The sequence below is a fragment of the Gordonia sp. C13 genome, assembly GCF_023218005.1.
In the GTDB taxonomy this organism is placed as follows: Bacteria; Actinomycetota; Actinomycetes; order Mycobacteriales; family Mycobacteriaceae; genus Gordonia; species Gordonia namibiensis.
This window is the reverse complement of sequence record NZ_JALPSY010000068.1, coordinates 1-994: the sequence shown is the minus strand read 5'-3', so window position 1 is coordinate 994 and position 994 is coordinate 1. Positions and strand designations below refer to the sequence as shown.

Sequence of the window (994 nt, the reverse complement as noted above, 5' to 3'; positions counted from 1 at the left end):
CGGAAGTTGTCAACCTGTCTGAGACAGGTGCTTGTTGTTGATTCCGACTTCTGTCGGGATTTCCGGGGCCATTGGAGGCTTCCGGAAGCGTTCGGGATGGGCGCGGTAGCGCTCATCGAGCAGTTGTTGGCGGATGGCGCGCTGGTGGTGTGCCGAGCCATCGAATACCGATGCCGGGGTGTGGTGTGCAAGCCCTTGGTGTCGGTGTTCGGTGGCGTAGCGGTCGAGGAAGTCTGCGGTCCAGCGGCGGGCGTGGTCGATGTCGTCGAACACCTCCGGGCAGCTCAAGTCGTATTTGGTGGTCTTGAACAGTGCCTCGGAGAACGGGTTGTCGTCACTGACTCTGGGTCGGGAGTAGGAGGTCGTCACCTCGGCGGCGGCCAACGCGTCCTTCAGGTCTTGGGACCGCATGACCGGGCCATTGTCAGAATGCAGAACCTGCGGAGCCCCGTGCTGGGCGAAGGCCTTGGCGAACATTTCTGTGGCCAGGTGCCGGTCTTCGTAGAACTCAACCCGGTGAGCGACCGGGTACCGCGAGAACACGTCGATCGCCAGGTAGAGCTTGAAGCGGTGACGCCCAGGTCCGCGTAGCTCGGTCACATCCCAGCTCCACGCCGAGCCGGGCCGGTCCACCACCACGACCGGGCGTGGCCGTGGCTGAGTTGCCGGGGCTCCGCGTCGTCGACGACGCCGATCCCCGACGAGGCCTTCTCGTTTGGCGATGCGGTAGCAGGTGCGTTCCGAACACGGCATCCGTCCCTCGTCGGTGGCCCGCCAAAACGTTTGGGTCACAGACAGATCGGCGTAACGCTCATCGGTGAGCACATCCACAACCTGCTGGTACTCGCTGGGACTCAGCGCAGCTGGTTGCCGGCGTTGGGCGTGTGGGATCGGCTCGGCCACCGGCGTGTAGTGCCGATAGGTCCGGTCGATCCGGTAGTAGGTTGCTCGCGCGATCCCGACCAGCCGACAGCCTGTCGATACCGGGGTACCC

1 protein-coding gene is annotated in these 994 nt (G+C 64.4%); it reads right to left on the bottom strand.

Annotated features, from left to right (window positions below; genetic code table 11):
* Positions 1–9: 9 nt before the first annotated feature.
* A partial coding sequence (locus M1L58_RS23245) for an IS3 family transposase (protein ID WP_248660625.1) occupies positions 10–994 on the bottom strand: 985 nt, incomplete at its 5' end.